Source organism: Achromobacter sp. JCM 18799 (assembly GCF_055395645.1).
On the sequence record NZ_AP043866.1, the window covers coordinates 6,268,753 to 6,282,823 of the forward strand.

The following is a 14,071-nucleotide window of genomic DNA, read 5'->3' on the forward strand; positions in this document are numbered from 1 at the left end:
CAGCTTTTATTTCTAGTCTTGCGGTCGCGCTTCCCCAGCCGGAGGCGCGCTTGCACATAACAACGACTAGCCGGAGATAACCCTCATGCTTCTGACCCTGCTTGGCTTCGGCATGGTGATCACGTTCATGACGCTGATCATGACCAAGCGCCTGTCGCCGTTGGTGGCGCTGATCCTTGTCCCCATTATTTTCGCCCTGCTGGGCGGGTTCGGCTCCGGCATCGACAAGATGATGCTGGACGGCATCCGCAAGATTGCGCCCACCGGCGTGATGCTGATGTTCGCCATTCTCTACTTCGGGGTCATGATCGACGCCGGCCTGTTCGACCCCATCGTCGGCCGCATCCTGCGCGCGGTGAAGGGCGATCCGCTGAAGATCGTGGTGGGCACGACCGTGCTGGCGCTGGTGATTTCGCTGGACGGCGACGGTTCGACCACCTACATGATCGTGGTGGCGTCGATGCTGCCGCTGTATCGCCGCCTGAAGATGAACGCGCTGTCCATGACCTGTCTGGCGATGCTGGCCAGCGGCGTCATGAACCTGACGCCCTGGGGCGGCCCGACGGCGCGCGCCGCAAGCGCCTTGCACGTGGACGCGGGCGACATCTTCGTGCCGCTGGTGCCGGTGATGGGCGTGGCCATTGTCGCCATCCTGATCCTGGCGTTCTGCCTGGGCCTGCGCGAACGCCGCCGCCTGGGCGTGCTGTCGCTGCCGGACGGCGCTTCGCTGCACGCCGGCTATGACGAGGACGGCCCCAAGAACCTGCCCGAGATCGAGGTCGACCAGGACCTGCGCCGCCCCAAGCTGCTGTGGGTGAACGCCGGATTGACGCTGGCGCTGATGGTGAGCCTGGTGATGGGCGTGCTGCCGCTGCCGGTGCTGTTCATGATCGCCTTCGCCATTGCGCTGGTCATCAACTATCCGGACCTGGCCGAACAGCGCCGCCGCGTTGCGCAGCACGCGGGCAATGTGCTGTCGGTGGTGTCGCTGATTTTCGCGGCCGGGATCTTCACCGGCATCCTGTCTGGCACGGGCATGGTCGAGGCCATGTCGCGCAGCCTGCTGGCGGTGATCCCGGACGCCATGGGGCCGTACCTGGCGGGCATTACCGCGCTGGTGAGCCTGCCCTTTACCTTCTTCATGTCCAACGACGCCTTCTACTTCGGCGTGCTGCCGATCCTGAGCGAAGCGGCCCAGGGTTACGGCATTTCGCCGGTCGAGATGGCGCGCGCCTCGTTGATCGGCCAGCCCGTGCACTTGCTGAGCCCGCTGGTGCCGTCGACCTACCTGCTGGTCGGCCTGGCCGGCGTGGACTTCGGCGACCACCAGCGCTATTCGCTCAAGTGGGCCACGATGGTCTGCCTGGTGATGCTGGCCGCGGCGCTGGCGTTCGGCCTGTTCCCGCTGGTCGGCCAGATGGGCTGAGCGGCGGCGCGATACCGTCTTTTCAAAAGGGGAAGTACATGGCTTTGCGCATTGCTTACGTCACCAGCGGTATGGGCCACACCGGCACCGCGATCTGCCAGGCGCTGCACAACGCGGGACATCGCGTGGTGGCAGGCTGCGGGCCGCGCTCCTCGCGCAAGGACCACTGGCTGAAGGAACAGAAATCCCTGGGCTACGATTTCGTCGCCTCCGAGGGCGACGCCACCGATTGGGCCTCGACCGAGGCGGCCTTCGCCAAGGTGCGGCGCGAGGTCGGCGAGATCGACGTGCTGGTGAACAATGCCGGCGCCATGCTGGACATGCGCTTTCGCCAGATGAGCCAGGCGGACTGGTCGGCGGTGCTGCGCAGCAATCTGGACACGCTGTTCAACACCACCAAGCAGGTGGTCGACAGCATGGCCGACCGCGGCTGGGGCCGCATCATCAACATCGGCTCCGTGGCCGCGGAGAAAGGCCAGATCGGACAGATCAACTACGCCACCGCCAAGGGCGCCGTGATCGGCTTCACCCGTTCGCTGGCGCAGGAAGTCGCGGCGCGCGGCGTGACCGTCAACCTGGCGTCGCCGGGCTTCATCGCCGACGACACCGTGAAGGCCTTTCCGCCGGCCCTGCTGGACCGTATCGTCGAAAGCGTGCCGGTGGGCCGGCTGGGTACTGCCAAGGATCTGGCGGGGCTGTGCGTCTGGCTGGCGTCGGATGACGCCGCGTTCGTGACGGGCGCGAACTATGCGATCAATGGCGGCGTGTATATGAGTTGAGGGCGAGACCTCAATTCGCCAGCTTCACCGCCCCGCTGTCGATCAGCTTCTGCCACTTGGCGCTATCCGCCTGGATGAACGACTGCAATTCATCCCGCGAGCCGCCGCCGGCGATCATGCCGGCGTTGTCCAGGGCGGCCTTGAACTCCGGCGTGGCCACGGCGGCGCGCAGCGCGGCGTTGACCTGATCGAGCTGCGCGGCCGGGATGTCCTTGCTGGCCGCGACCGAGAACCATTGGGTGGCGGCATAGCCTTTGAAGCCGGACTCTTCCACCGTGGGCACGCCGGGCAGGCTGTCCAGGCGGTAGGGCGTGGTGACGGCGTAGGCTTTCAGCGTGCCGGCCTTGATCTGCGGCATGACCGGGGCCGAGCCCAGGATCGCCAGGGGGATCTGGCCACCGGCCACGTCGGCCACCGCCTGGCCGCCGCCCTTGTAGGGCACGTGCACGATACGGGTGCCGGCGTACTGGTTGAGCAGTTCGCCCGCCAGGTTCTGCGAGGTGCCGTTGCCTGAGCTGCCGTAGCTCCAGGCCTCGGGCCGCTGGCGGGCGTCCGCCAGCACGTCCTGCAAGGATGCCCGGGCGTCCTTGGCGGGGCCGACGATGACCATGGGACCCTGAGCCATCAGGATGACGGGCGCCAGCTCGCGGCCGATCTCGGGCTGGGGCGTGGGGTAGATCAGCGGGCCGGGCACGGTCAGCAAGTAACCGTCGCTGGCCTTGCTGCGCGCCACCAGCTGCAGGGCGATGGCGCCCGCCGCGCCGGGGCGGTTTTCCACGATGACGTTCAGGCCGCTGCGCCGCGCCAGTTCCTGGGCGGCGATGCGGGTCAGCACGTCGGCGGTGCCGCCCGGCACGAAGCCGATCACCCAGGTGATCTGCTTGCCAGGCCATTCCAGCTTGGTGTCTGCCGCGCTGGCGGTGGCGGTTAGCGCGGCGCCCAGCAGTAGCGCGCAGCAGCGGATAGCGAATTTCATGTTTTCCCCTTTGTGTTTTTTTGCCCGGACCGCCGCGCGTCTCAGCTCGGGTCCGGCTTGCCGGGCGGCGTATTCGGATGCGCGGCGCAAGACTGGTTGAAGGACTGCACCATTTTCAGGATCGGACCTAGCACCCAGGTGTTGAAGATGAGGATGTCGCTTTCTTCCTTGGGGTCCTGCTTCAGGTTGAACAGGTACGGCGACTCCAGTTTGCCCTTGCCTTCGTTGACCTCGGGCTCCCAGTAGAAATGCAGCTTCCAGTCGCGCCATTTGACCGCGCGCAGGTCGTTCTTGATGTAGAACAGGAAGCCCTCGCGCGGCGAGGCGGGGCTGGCGCCGGTGAAAAAGTCGGTCTGGTCTATGCCGTCGATGGGCCGGTCTTGCGGAATGGACGCGCCGCCGATGCGCGACAGCGTGGTGTACAGGTCGGTGACGTGGACGATCTCGTTGGAGACCTGGCCGGGCTGGACCCGGCCGGGCCAGCGGATCATGAAGGGCACGCGCAGGCTGCCTTCCATGGCGGTGTGGTAGGTACCGGTCCAGGGGCCGGCGGTGCCGCGGTAGGGCTTGCGAAATTCCGGACCGTTGTCGCTGCAGAAAATGAACACGGTGTCGTCACGCAGATTCAGCTCGTCCACCGCCTGCACGATCTGGCCGACGCGGTGGTCCATTTCCACCATGGAGTCGGCGAAGTCGCCGGCGCCGGTGCGGCCCGCGAAGTCCGGGTGCGGCAGGGTGGGGAAGTGCAGGTGCACCAGCGGCAGGTATAGGAAGAAGGGGCGGCTGGCCTCGGCATGCTTGCGCATGAAGCCGATGGACCGGTCGACCAGTTCGGCGTCGATGCCGCGGCGCGTCTCCAGGTCGTAGACCTTGACGTTTTCCGAAGGCGAGCCGGCCTGGCCCTGCATGATGTGCGGGATGTCGGCGACCGAGGGATCGAAGCCGATGGACGAGGTGAACTGGCTTTCGTCCGTGGTGCGCGGGATGCCGTACCACTCGTCGAAGCCGCGGTCGGACGGATAGCGGCCGGGGATGTCGCCCAGGTGCCATTTGCCGTAGTGCGCGGTGGCGTAGCCCTGGCCCGACAGTTGCTGGGCCAGCGTGATTTCATCGCGCGCCAGGCCTTGCGGCAGGCCGGGAGGCACCGATTGCAAACAACCGGTGCGGATGGGATGCCGGCCGCTCATGAGCGCCGAGCGCGTAGGCACGCAGTCGCTTTCCACGTTGAAGTTCTGCAGCAGCAGCCCTTCCGAGGCCAGCCGGTCGATGTTGGGGGTGGGAGCGCCGCGCAGCGCGCCGCCGCCGTAGCAGCCCAATTCGCCCCATCCCAGGTTGTCGGCCACGATCAATACGATATTGGGCTGCTTGTCCACGCGCTGCGTCTCCTGTCTGCGGGTTTATCCAGGGATTCTAGGAGCGCGGGCCCGGCTTAATATTCCTGAAGCTGAGTCTATGCATAACTGTTGATTATGAATCTGTCCTTGCGCGACATCGAGTATTTCCTGGCCGTGGTGGAACACGGCAACCTGGACCGCGCCGCAGCCGCCTGCGGCGTCAGTCAGCCGGCGCTGTCCAAGTCTTTGCAGCGGCTGGAAGCCGACACGGGACTGGCGCTGCTGGACCGCGGCGGGCGTGGCTTGCGCCTGACCTCGGCGGGCCTGGCGTTTCGCGAGCATGCGCAGCGGCTGTGGGCGGAATACCGTGACGCCGTGCGCAACGCGATGGAGCTGCGCCTGGGCGAGGCCGGACTGCTGCGCATTGGCGCCACCGGCGCTACCGTGGACAGCGTGGTGATGCCGGCGTTGCGCCGCCTGCTGCCGCGCCGGCCCGCGCTGCGGGTGCAGTTGACGCAAGGCCAGTCGGACGACCTCAACGAGCAGGTGGCGGGCGGCAAGTTGGACCTTGCGGTGACGCCAATCTACGCCGACGTGCCGGGTTCGCTGCACCAGGAATCGATCCGCGAGGACGGCCTGTGCGTCGCCGCCAGCCGCAAGCATCCGCTGGCGTCGCGGCGCAAGCTGGCGTTGCGCGACCTGGAAGGCCAACGCTGGATCCTGCCCATGCAGGGATCGGTGGCGCGTCAGGCGCTGCAGGCCCGCTATGCCGAGGCGGGCCTGGCGCAGCCCGCGGCGGCGCTGGAAGTCCAGCATTTCTCGGGCGGCGCGCTGGCCTTGCTGGCAGGCTCGGACTTGTTGGCGCTGATGCCGCACAGCGCGCTGGCGCCGGACATTGCGGAGTTGCCGGTGGCGCTGGGCCGTCCTTTGCGGCGCAGCATGGCACTGGTCACGCGCCACGGCGCCACCTGGTCGCCGCTGATGCAGGAGTTCCGCGCCGTGGTGCTGGAGGCCGCGGGCCAAGATGCCTAGCGCTCCGACTCCCTCCGCCCGCGCGCGGCGCTAGCGGAACGCCGTCCAGGCCAGGGTCAGCGAGAACAATCCCAGGATGACGGAAGCCCCGCGCTGCGCCCGCGCCGGATCGATCCAGCGTGTTTTCGCGCCACCCAGCGACGCGCCGAACGCCACCCAGGCCAGGCCGATCGGCACCAGCAGCGCGGCGAACAGCGCCATGGCTGCAAGGTAGGCGGGCAGGCTCCAGAACGCCGCCGGCGGAAATACCGCGCTGGCAAAGAGGATGCCCTTGGGATTGAGCAGGGTGGCCGTGAACAGCGTGCGCATGCCGATGACCTGCCGAGCCACCGCCGGCACGGCGCGGGCGGCGCGCCACATGCGCACGGCCAGGCAGGCGATGTAGATGCTGCTGGCGGCGCGCACGCAAGCCGGCAGCCACGGCAAGGATTTCGCCGCCTGCTCAAGAAAGCGGCCCCAGAGCGAGATCGACACGATGTAGCCGGCCAGTTCGGCCATCGTCAGCCGCGCCGCGCGCGCGAAACCCAGGCGCAGGCCGGCTGCGGCCAGCAAGGTATTGGTCGGGCCTGGCATGGCCAGGATGACGGTGACTCCGACGGCGAATACTCCTGCGGTGGCAAGACTAAGCATGGACGAAACAGGCGGCGTTGAACATGACGGCGGGTAGTGTAGCGGCGCGCGCCCTGCCAAGGGAAACGCCGGGCGGGCCCGGGCCGCTCCCAACGCTCAGGCAGTTCGCGGCAAGCCCCCGTAGGGCGCCCACCCTGATCCGGCGATGACGCCGCCGTCGCAAGGGATGGTGGCGCCGGTGATGACCGCGGCCGCGGGCGACAGCAGGAAGAACACGACGTCTGCTATCTCGCGCGGCTGCATCAGGCGGCCTAGCGGCGTGGCGTTCAGGATCGGCGTCATGTCCCGCTCCCCCTGCCGCTCCTTGGGTTTCAGGAAGGGCGTGTCGGTCCAGCCGGGCGCGATGGCGTTGACGCGCAAGCCGCGGCGCGCCCAGTGCACCGCGAGGGCTTCGGTCAGATTGACCACGGCGGCCTTGGCCGGACCGTAGGCCAGCACCGGGCCGGGGCGGAAGGACAGCACGGACGCCACGTTGACGACCGCCCCGCGTCCGCGTTCGGCCATCGCGCTGCCGAATACGCGGCAGGCGATATAGGTGCCTTTCAGATGGGAATCCACCACACGGGCCCAGGCCTCCACCGGATAGTCTTCGATGGCGGTTGGAACCTGGGCGATACCGGCGCAGTTCACCAGTCCGTTGACCGCGGGCAAAAGGGCGGCAAGCCGTTCCTGAGTGGCCCGCAGTCCGGCCTCGTCCAGCACGTCGCCCGGGGCGGCCACCGCGCGCGGTCCCAGTTCCCGCGCCAGCGTGTGCGCGGCTTCCTGGTTGAGGTCCAGGATCGCGGCGTAGCCGCCTGCCTCGATCACGCGCCTGCATACCGCCGCGCCGATGCCGCTGGCGCCGCCCGTGACGATGACCGACAGGGTCGAGTCCGATATTGCGTGGTCCATCAGCGTCCCCAGCGCGCCTTCAGGCGCTGTTCAAACATGCGCAGCGCAACGTCGATGCAGATGCCGACGATGCCGATGGCGATCATGCCGGCCATGACGATATTGGTGGCGACGTTGAGCTGCCCCTGGACCATCATGTAGCCGATGCCGTTGCCCACCACGATCAGTTCCGCGCCCACCAGCGATTGCCAGCCGATGCCGGCGCTGACGCGCAGACCGGCCAGGATGGATGGCAACGAGGCCGGCAGCAGCACTTCGGCCACGATGCGCGGGCCGCTGGCGCCCAGCGTGCGCGAGGCTTCCAGCAGCCGCGTGTCGACGAACTTGGCGCCGCGATAGGCGCTGATCAGGCAGGGCGGAAAGGCGCCGGCGAAGATGATCAGGGTGGGTCCGCCGATGCCGGTGCCGAACCACAGGCCGGCGAACGGCACCCAGGCGATGGGCGCCACGAAGCGCAACGCATCGAAGAACGGACTGACCACGTCGTCCAGCCAGCGGTACCAGCCCATCAGCAGCCCCAGCGGTATGCCTACCGCCGCGGCCAGCAGGAAGCCGCAGGCGAAGCGGTAGAGGCTGGCGCCCAGGTGCGTCCAGAGCGTGGCGCCGGAATAGGGTTCGCTGCTGTACTGCGCGATGGTCTGCAGCACGGTCAGCGGGCCAGGCAGGTAATTGGGCGGGAAAACGCCTGCCACGCTCAGCAGGTGCCAGGCCAGGAAGAAGCCGGCCAGCCCCAGGCAGGACAAGCCGAAGGTGAAGGCGGGCGGGTCGCCCGAGGTGCGTGTCAGCGTAGCCATGGCAAGGCCCTCTTTTCGATCCATTCCAGTCCGCGCGTCATCACCGCGCCCAGCAGGCCTACCCAGACCATGGCGTACAGGATCATGCCGGGCCGGATGTCCAGCGCCGCGGTGTCCAGCACCTTGCCCAGGCCGATGAAGGCGCCGATGAGTTCCGCCGCCACCAGCGTCATCCACGCGGTCTGCAGCGACAGCCGCAGGCCGGTGAAGATCATGGGCATGGAACCGGGTATCAGGACCTCGCGCAGCATCCGGACCGGATTGCCCGCGCCGTGCACGCGCGCGGCCTCGATCAGCGTGGGGTCGATGTTGCGCACGCCTGCATAGGTGTTGATGACGGCAGGCGTGAAAGAAGACACCCAGATCAGGAAGATCTTCGCCGGATCCCCCAGGCCCAGCCAAAGGATGGCCAGCGGAATCCAGGCCAGCGGCGGAATCGGACGCAGCAGCGAGAATACCGGCCCGACCAGGGCGTCGATGCGCTTGCTGAAACCCATCAGCAGGCCCAGCGGGACGCCGGTGCCGATTGCGACCAGAAATCCCAGGAATACCAGGCGCAGGCTGTGGCCGATGTGCTGGAACAGCGTGCCGCCGGCGTAGCCCGAATCGCGCGAGAGCTGCACCGCGGCCTGCCAGGTGGTGAGCGGGGTGGGAAAGCGCGCGCCATTGACCAGGCCCAGCGCCGACACGATCCACCAGGCGGCAAAGGCGATGGCGACGGCGGCCACGCCCACGGTGACGCGGCGGCGTGATGCGCGCGGCCGCCGCGCGGGCAGGGTTGCGATGTGTTCACTCATGGCCGGACCCCGCGGCCTCGCGGTCCAGGTGGGCCACGTCTTCGAGCAGCAGCAGCATGGCGGTGCAGTCCTGCTCCTGCCGTCCCCACGACTTGGCAAGCGCGAACATCTCGCGGGCGTAGCCGCCCAGGCCCAGCGGCGCGCCCACCGACGCCGCCAGGTTCATGGCCAGGTTGATGTCCTTGTAGCCCATGCGCATGGGGAAGTCGGGGCTGATGTCGCCCGCCAGTACCTTGCCGGGGAAATTGGTCAGGAGCTGCCCGCGCCCCGCCGTGGTGTTGGACAGCACCTTGACGACGGTGGCGCGGTCCAGTCCGAGCTTGGCGGCGAACATCAGCGCTTCGCCCGTCAGCACCATGCCAACCATGGACATGTAGTTGTTGACCAGCTTGAGCCGGATGCCCGAACCGAAAGCGCCCACATGCACGATTTCGTTGGCCATGGCGGCGAAGATGGGCGCGGCCTGGTCGAAGTCGGCCTGCGCGCCGCCGGCCATGATCAAGGCCTTGCCCTGCGCCGCCTCGCGCGGCGTGCGGCCCACGGGAGCATCCATGCAACGCAGGCCCAGGGCCGCGAGATCGGCGGCGATGCGGTCGGTCTCGACCGCGTCGCCGGTGCTCATTTCGATGACCAGGGCGCCCGGGTTCAAGCCCGCCGCCGCGCCGTCGGCGCCGAACAAGGCGTCGCGGACCTGGGCCGAGGTGGGCAGCATGGTGATCGCCACGTCGCAGCCGCGCGCGGCGTCCAAGGGCGTGGCGGCCCGCCGGAAGCCGGTGTCGGCCAGGCGCTCCATGGCTGCGGGAACGACGTCGTAGCCTGATACTGCATACCCCTGCGCGGCCAGGTTGCGCAGCATCGCGCTCCCCATGACGCCCAGGCCCAGGAATGCAATGCGGGGTGATTCGATGTGTTCCATGGGGCTTGCTCCGTTGTGGTCAGCTGCCTAGCCGCGCACTGGTGCTGCTGCGCGGCGGCGCGGTAGTGTCGCGGACGATCAATTCCAGTTCGATGCAGACATTCTCGGGCGGCGTGTTGGCGTCGGCTGCCAGCAGAATGTTGGCGGCGCGCTGGCCCAGCTCGAAGGCCGGCACGTTCAGGGTGGTGATGCCGGGCCGGCAATGGGCGGCCATTTCGATGTTGTCGAAGCCCGTGATCGAGATCTGCTCGGGCACGCGCAGGTTTTGCCACAGGCATTCCTGCAGCGCGCCGTAGGCCAGGATGTCGTTGCCGCACATGACCGCAGTGGGCGGCTCGGGCAGGCGCAGCAGGGTGGCCATGGCGCGGCGGGCTTCGGGCACGGTGTAGGGCTTTTCGATGACGTACTGCGGCGGCAGTTCGATGCCGCGGCGCGTCAGGGCGCGTGTGAAGCCGGCCACGCGGTCGGCGGCGCGGTCGTTGTCCTTGGATATGCCGGCAATCACGCCGAGGCGGCGGTGGCCGATGTCCAGCAGGTAGTCGGCGATGCGTTGCGCCGCCGCGGCGTTGTCCCAGCCCACCATGGGCCAGGGATCGGCGGCGTCGTAATGGCAGGTGGTGACGAAGGGGATGCCCTTGGAGTGCAGCAGTTCGTAGAGTTCCGGGTCGCGGCTGCGGCCGACCAGCATCATGGCGTCCACGCCGCGCTCGATCAGCGCGCGCACTTCGCCCGCTTCGCGCGCCGGGCTGTAGTTGGTGCTGGCCAGCAGCAGCTGATAGCCGTGTTCGTGGATCGCCTGCTGCATGCCGTCGACCAGCTTGGCGAACAGGGCGCTGTCCACCGTGGGGATGATGGCGCCCATGGTGCGGGTCTTGCGGGAAGCGAGCGAACGGGCTGCGCCGTGCGGTACGTAGCCAGCCTCGGCCAGCAGGGCCATGGCGCGCGCGCGCAGGTCGGGCCGCACTTTTTCCGGGTGGTTCAACACCCGCGACAACGTTGCCGACGAGATGCCGCCAGCGACGGCGATGGACTTCAGGGTGTCCCCGGATAGGGGCGCGGATTTTCGCTTCATTTTTTGAAAGCGCTTTCAGAAATTTGATGGTGTGAATATACAGTTATTGAAACGCTACGGTCTATCTCTAGGGTTTTCTCGGGGTTGAACGGGATTCTTGCGCGCTTATTCTTTGTATGCGCTTTCAAAAAACCGAGCCCGGACGCAGATCCGGGCCTGCTATCCGGGGAATGTCGCGGCAGCTCGCGCATGCAGACCGGAATCCACTATCGGAGACTAAGCATGTCGAGAATCCCCCGCATCCTGGGTCTGTGCCTGGCGCCGCTGGGCGCCTTGTTGTTGAGCCCGTCCGCGTCGGCCCAGACGCCGACTCCCATCAAGGTCAGCTACCAGATTGCCTATTGGGCGCTGCCGATCTACATCGCCACGGAAAAGAACTGGTGGGCGGAAGCCGGCCTGAAGCCGGAGTTCGTGGTGTATCCGGCGGGGGCGCAGCAGATTGCCGGCGCCGCGTCCAAGTCCTGGGACGTGGGCGGAACGGGGTCGCCGCCCGCGGTGCTGGGCGCGCAGCGCTACGGCATCGTGACGCTCGGCGTCACCAATGACGAATCGACCGCCAACGGCGTGATGGCGCGCAAGGAAAACGCCGCCGCCGTGCGCAGCAACGCGGCCAAGGAAGTGAAGGGCAAACAGATCCTCCTCAGTCCGAACTCGACGGGCGAATACGCCACCATGGCCTGCCTGAAGAAATGGGGCATGCAGCGCAGCGACGTCAGCGTGGTGACGCTGGCCCCGGCGCAACTGGTGTCCGCCTACACCGGAGGTAACGGCATGCTGGCCGGCACCTGGGCGCCCAATTTCTACACGCTCAACGAACAGATAGGCGCGGAAGTCGTGTGCAGCGGCAAGGACGCGGGCGTGATGATTCCAGGCGCGCTGGTGGCGCGCGGCGAATTCGCCCAGCAGAATCCGGACGCGGTCGCCAAGTTCCTGGCGGTATATCTGCGGGCAGTCAGCTTCGAAAAGAACAACAAGGCGGAAGCCATGGGCTACCTGCGCAAGCTGTTCCAGGCCAACGGCATCAAGCTCAACGACGGCTACCTGGGGCAGGAGCTGGAACGGCCGATCTTCACGCTGGATGAACAGCTCAAGCTGATGTCGCGCAGCGGCGGCAAGTCCACACTGGACAACGCCTACGAGGCTCTGTCTGGCTACTTGAAGAGCGTGGGCACGCTCACCGAGGTGCCGGATCCCAAGGCCTACATCACGGACGACTACATGAAGCGAGTCGAGCAGACGCCGGCGCTCAAGACCTTCGCCAACAAGACCAACTGAGCTTCATCCATTCTTCCGCGAGGCCATACCATGGCAGTAAGCAAGCTCAAATCCGCGTCCAGGCAGCCCCAGGGCAATGAGGCCGCCGCGCGCGAGGTCGCAGCCGAGATGCTGGCGAACATCAAGTCGGGCGGCGAGGCCGCGGTGCGCGACTACGCCCGGCGGCTGGATAAATGGGAGGGGGAAATTCTGGTCGGCCCCGCAGAGATGGAGCGGCGCACCGCGGGCATTCCCGACGGCATCAAGCGCGATATCGAGTTCGCCGCCGGCCAGGTGCGCAAGTTCGCGCAGGCGCAGATGGCTTCGGTGCGCGAGTTCGAATTGGAGCTCGCGCCCGGCCTGGTCGCGGGCCAACGCCTGATACCGGTCAATGTGGCGGGCTGCTATGTGCCCACCGGGCGCTACGCGCACATCGCCTCGGCCTACATGAGCATCGCCACGGCCAAGGCGGCGGGCGTGCCCATGGTCATCGCCTGCTCCACGCCCTACCGCGGCGAGGGCATACATCCGCAGGTGCTGTACGCCATGAAGGTGGCGGGCGTGGACGCCGTGATGACGTTGGGGGGCGTGCAAGCGATCGCCGCCATGGCCTACGGCCTGTTCACCGGCAAGCCGGCCGACATCATCGTCGGACCGGGCAACAAGTTCGTGGCCGAGGCCAAGCGCATGCTGTTCGGCAGCGTGGGCATCGACGTATTCGCCGGGCCTTCGGAGGTCTGCATCATCGCTGACGCGTCGGCGGACCCGGCGATTGTGGCCTCGGACCTTGTTGGGCAGGCCGAGCATGGGCACGAATCGCCGGCCTGGCTGATCGCCACCGACCGCAAGTTGGCCGAAGCCGTGCTCAAGCGGGTGCCCGAACTGATCGCGTCCCTGCCGCCTACCGCAAGGGACGCGGCCGGCGCCGCCTGGCGCGACTACGGCGAGGTGGTGCTGTGCGATACGCGCGACGAGGCGGTCGAGGTCTCCGACCGCTATGCCAGCGAACACCTGGAGGTCCATTGCGAGGACCTGGACTGGTGGTTCCGGCATCTGACCTGCTATGGCTCGCTGTTCTTGGGCGAGGAAACCACGGTGGCGTTCGGCGACAAGGCCAGCGGCACCAACCACATCCTGCCCACCAAGGGCGCGGCGCGCTATTCGGGCGGCCTTTCGGTGCACAAGTTCATCAAGACCGTCACCTGGCAGCGCATGACGCGCCAGGCCAGCCGCGACACCGCCCAGGTGACGGCGCGGATCTCGCGCCTGGAAGGCATGGAGGCGCATGCGCGCACAGCGGACGACCGCCTGGCCAAGTACTTTCCCAAAGAGTCCTTCGAACTTGGCGAACCGGTGCGGGAGTGAAGCCATCATGCAGAACGACATGTTCCGCCTGTTCGACCTGGACGGCCGAGTTGCGCTGGTAAGTGGCGGCAGTTCCGGCATAGGCAAGGCCATCGGCCTGGCGCTGGCGCGGGCCGGCGCCAGCGTGGTGCTGGTGGCGCGGCGCGAGCAGGAGCTGGCTTGCGCCGCGGGTGAATTCGAAGCGCAAGGCCTGCGGGCGCGCGCCTTGTCCTGCGATCTGGCTGACCGCGATGCGTTGCGCGGCTTTGCCGCCCGCGCGGCCCAACCGTTCGGCGCGCCCGACATCCTGGTAAATGCCTCGGGCATCAACGTGCGCAAGCCCTTCGAGGACACGGCCGACGAGGACTGGGACCGCTCGCTGGCGATCAACCTGACCGCGCCGTTCCTGCTGACCCGCGCGCTGGCGCCGGCCATGCGCGAACGCGGCTGGGGCCGCATCGTCAATATCACCTCGCTGCAGTGCGTGCGCGCCTTTCCCGACAGCGCGCCCTATGGCGCGTCCAAGGGCGGCCTGATGCAGCTGACCCGCGCCATCGCCGAGTACTGGTCGCGCCACGGAATTACCTGCAACGCGATCGCGCCGGGCTTCTTCGAGACGCCGCTGACCGCGCCCGTGATGAGCGACCCGGCCCGGGTGCAGGCCCTGGCGGCCAGCACCATGATCGGTCGCAACGGCCGGCTGGAGGACCTGTACGGCGCGGCCGTGTTCCTGGCGAGCGAGGCGTCGGCCTACATCACCGGGCAGACCCTGTTCATAGACGGCGGCTTTTCGGCTCGCTGATCGGCATCTCCGTGGAGTCCCGCC

At 67.6% G+C, this 14,071-nt stretch carries 14 protein-coding genes; 6 read left to right on the forward strand and 8 right to left on the reverse strand.

All coding sequences use genetic code 11. The annotated features are described in order from the left end of the window. The first annotated feature begins 85 nt into the window (after nucleotides 1-85). Both ACZ5YA_RS29760 and ACZ5YA_RS29765 read left to right on the forward strand, forming a co-directional pair. Nucleotides 86-1,426 carry a CitMHS family transporter gene (locus tag ACZ5YA_RS29760; protein WP_059375112.1) on the forward strand — a complete coding sequence of 447 codons (1,341 nt, stop codon included), beginning with the start codon at nucleotides 86-88 and terminating at the stop codon, nucleotides 1,424-1,426. Nucleotides 1,427-1,464: 38 nt separating this feature from the next. Further along, nucleotides 1,465-2,205, forward strand: a complete 741-nt coding sequence (locus ACZ5YA_RS29765) for an SDR family oxidoreductase (RefSeq protein WP_464091621.1) — start codon at nucleotides 1,465-1,467, stop codon at nucleotides 2,203-2,205. Nucleotides 2,206-2,215: 10 nt separating this feature from the next. Here ACZ5YA_RS29765 and ACZ5YA_RS29770 read toward each other — a convergent pair whose 3' ends face one another. Further along, a complete protein-coding gene (locus ACZ5YA_RS29770) occupies nucleotides 2,216-3,181 on the reverse strand; it encodes a tripartite tricarboxylate transporter substrate binding protein (protein ID WP_118931805.1) in 966 nt (321 codons plus the stop codon). A gap of 41 nt (nucleotides 3,182-3,222) precedes the next feature. Further along, nucleotides 3,223-4,554, reverse strand: a complete 1,332-nt coding sequence (locus ACZ5YA_RS29775) for an arylsulfatase (RefSeq protein WP_464091622.1) — start codon at nucleotides 4,552-4,554, stop codon at nucleotides 3,223-3,225. A 96-nt stretch (nucleotides 4,555-4,650) separates the two neighbouring features. On the opposite strand from ACZ5YA_RS29775, the gene ACZ5YA_RS29780 reads away from it, so the two are divergent. Next, a complete protein-coding gene (locus ACZ5YA_RS29780) occupies nucleotides 4,651-5,547 on the forward strand; it encodes a LysR family transcriptional regulator (protein WP_059375100.1) in 897 nt (298 codons plus the stop codon). Nucleotides 5,548-5,577: 30 nt separating this feature from the next. Here the strand turns inward: ACZ5YA_RS29780 and ACZ5YA_RS29785 are convergent, their stop codons facing one another. The 6 genes from ACZ5YA_RS29785 to ACZ5YA_RS29810 form a co-directional block, all read right to left on the reverse strand. Next, on the reverse strand, nucleotides 5,578-6,177 hold the full coding sequence (locus ACZ5YA_RS29785; protein WP_464091623.1) for a LysE family translocator: 600 nt from the start codon (nucleotides 6,175-6,177) through the stop codon (nucleotides 5,578-5,580). Between the two features lie 96 nt (nucleotides 6,178-6,273). Next, complete coding sequence (locus ACZ5YA_RS29790) at nucleotides 6,274-7,068, reverse strand: SDR family NAD(P)-dependent oxidoreductase (protein ID WP_118931808.1); 795 nt, start codon at nucleotides 7,066-7,068, stop codon at nucleotides 6,274-6,276. Next, nucleotides 7,068-7,862: an ABC transporter permease gene (locus tag ACZ5YA_RS29795; RefSeq protein ID WP_059375092.1), complete on the reverse strand. Its 795-nt coding sequence runs from the start codon at nucleotides 7,860-7,862 to the stop codon at nucleotides 7,068-7,070. The genes ACZ5YA_RS29790 and ACZ5YA_RS29795 overlap by 1 nt, the downstream gene beginning before the upstream one ends. Continuing rightward, nucleotides 7,850-8,659 (reverse strand): ABC transporter permease, encoded by an 810-nt coding sequence (locus ACZ5YA_RS29800; RefSeq protein ID WP_059375089.1) that lies wholly within the window; start codon nucleotides 8,657-8,659, stop codon nucleotides 7,850-7,852. Before ACZ5YA_RS29800 ends, ACZ5YA_RS29795 begins: the two co-directional genes overlap by 13 nt. After that, complete coding sequence (locus ACZ5YA_RS29805; RefSeq protein ID WP_059375085.1) at nucleotides 8,652-9,575, reverse strand: NAD(P)-dependent oxidoreductase; 924 nt, start codon at nucleotides 9,573-9,575, stop codon at nucleotides 8,652-8,654. The genes ACZ5YA_RS29800 and ACZ5YA_RS29805 overlap by 8 nt, the downstream gene beginning before the upstream one ends. A 19-nt stretch (nucleotides 9,576-9,594) precedes the next feature. Beyond that, nucleotides 9,595-10,647 carry a LacI family DNA-binding transcriptional regulator gene (locus ACZ5YA_RS29810; protein ID WP_059375082.1) on the reverse strand — a complete coding sequence of 351 codons (1,053 nt, stop codon included), beginning with the start codon at nucleotides 10,645-10,647 and terminating at the stop codon, nucleotides 9,595-9,597. A 222-nt stretch (nucleotides 10,648-10,869) separates the two neighbouring features. On the opposite strand from ACZ5YA_RS29810, the gene ACZ5YA_RS29815 reads away from it, so the two are divergent. Genes ACZ5YA_RS29815 through ACZ5YA_RS29825 form a run of 3 tightly spaced genes read left to right on the forward strand, consistent with a single transcriptional unit; the run spans nucleotide 10,870 to nucleotide 14,047 of the window. Continuing rightward, nucleotides 10,870-11,922: an ABC transporter substrate-binding protein gene (locus ACZ5YA_RS29815; RefSeq protein WP_280016113.1), complete on the forward strand. Its 1,053-nt coding sequence runs from the start codon at nucleotides 10,870-10,872 to the stop codon at nucleotides 11,920-11,922. A gap of 30 nt (nucleotides 11,923-11,952) precedes the next feature. Continuing rightward, the gene (gene hpsN / locus ACZ5YA_RS29820) at nucleotides 11,953-13,266 is read left to right on the forward strand and encodes a sulfopropanediol 3-dehydrogenase (RefSeq protein ID WP_280016114.1); all 1,314 of its coding nucleotides are present in this window, start codon (nucleotides 11,953-11,955) and stop codon (nucleotides 13,264-13,266) included. Nucleotides 13,267-13,273: 7 nt separating this feature from the next. Further along, nucleotides 13,274-14,047: an SDR family NAD(P)-dependent oxidoreductase gene (locus tag ACZ5YA_RS29825; RefSeq protein WP_059375074.1), complete on the forward strand. Its 774-nt coding sequence runs from the start codon at nucleotides 13,274-13,276 to the stop codon at nucleotides 14,045-14,047. The last annotated feature ends 24 nt before the right edge of the window (nucleotides 14,048-14,071 follow it).